The sequence below is a fragment of the Alteromonas alvinellae genome (assembly GCF_902705805.1).
On the sequence record NZ_CACSIH010000007.1, the window covers coordinates 1 to 1,211 of the forward strand.

The 1,211-nt window shown below is 38.2% G+C and carries 1 protein-coding gene and 1 pseudogene; both read left to right on the forward strand.

The genetic code is table 11. The features are described from left to right. Positions 1-350: pseudogene (locus ACX5KA_RS00035) on the forward strand (hypothetical protein); the annotation flags it as partial. A gap of 278 nt (positions 351-628) precedes the next feature. Beyond that, entirely contained in the window at positions 629-1,159 is a 531-nt protein-coding gene (locus ACX5KA_RS00040; protein WP_458730163.1) for an acyloxyacyl hydrolase, read from the forward strand. Positions 1,160-1,211: the final 52 nt, after the last annotated feature.

The following is a 1,211-nucleotide window of genomic DNA, read 5'->3' on the forward strand; positions in this document are numbered from 1 at the left end:
CTAATCACGAAAGATCAACACGCCTTAGCATACAGCAGGGCTTTGACCTTTTAAATCAAGAGCGTGTCGATGGGTTAGATTTGGAATACTTTGTCAGCCAAAGTTCCACACCACTATCCTATGAGAAAGGCGCGTTTACTTTAGATTTAACACTTCCTCATAACGAAATCCCTTTTTCTTTATCTACCCTTTACCACAAAGACATCATCAGTGAACTGAATAATTTCATAGCCTCAAACCCCGAGTTAATTAATAGTATAAAAGCAAAATACGGAATAACTTCTTTTGAAAAATTGTCTCAGCAACTTCTAAAAGAACAGGACTTGCAAGCTGAAGAAGTTTGGAAATAAAGAACTCGTCGCTTTGCGAGAATGACGCACATCTATTCACATGCGCATTTGATAGGTCTGTTGCCGCTACTGCTCTTCTTACAATATTTCTTAAAACTTAGTTTGGGTTAGATTAGTAAAGCAAAGCAATTTTCCCTTGTAAAAACTTCAAGGACATCAGTAATATAGACCTGCGCCAGCTAAATACTTGACCTTAGATATAATTTATCTATCTGAAATAATTACCTTTTTTATTTGGAAAAATTTTTGCTTGTAGGTTGTTATATCAAGGAGCATTTATGAAACAGTTATCACTACTTTTATTTTCTTTTTTCATCATATTTACCGCCAGTAGCGCTCAGGCAAAGCAGACCGTCAGTGTCGACTATATGCATGGATTTGATGATATTGACGGTATGCGCTTCGCATATAGACCGCTTGAACAAACATTAGCTACCGATTGGTTTGGCGACATAAAGCTCTATTGGGAAGTTAGTGCCGTCGTTTGGGAATATGGTAAGAACGATAAACATAGTACAAGCTATGGCGCGTCACTGACCCCTGTTTTTATGAAAAAGGTAACTACGTTATATGAAAAATACCCTGTATATTTAGAAGCAGGAATAGGTGTAAGTTACATTGATGATCAACAGGTAGCTGGAAAGGATATTGGCTCTAACTACCAATTTGAAGATAGATTGGGCGTGTTTGTAGAGCTCGATAAGAAGCAACACGTTGCGCTGCGCTATATGCACTTTTCAAACGGTGGCTTTAATAACGACAATCCAGGGCTAGACTTCCTGAATCTATCCTACGCCTACCACTTTTAAAGAAATGGGGTCAGAGTCGTGACTCTGACCCCACTATTTTCTTTCGTCTAAA

Coding starts and splice junctions, on each gene's coding strand:
- ACX5KA_RS00040 (WP_458730163.1), top strand. CDS start 629: ATGAAACAGTTATCACTACTTTTATTTTCTTTTTTCATCATATTTACC.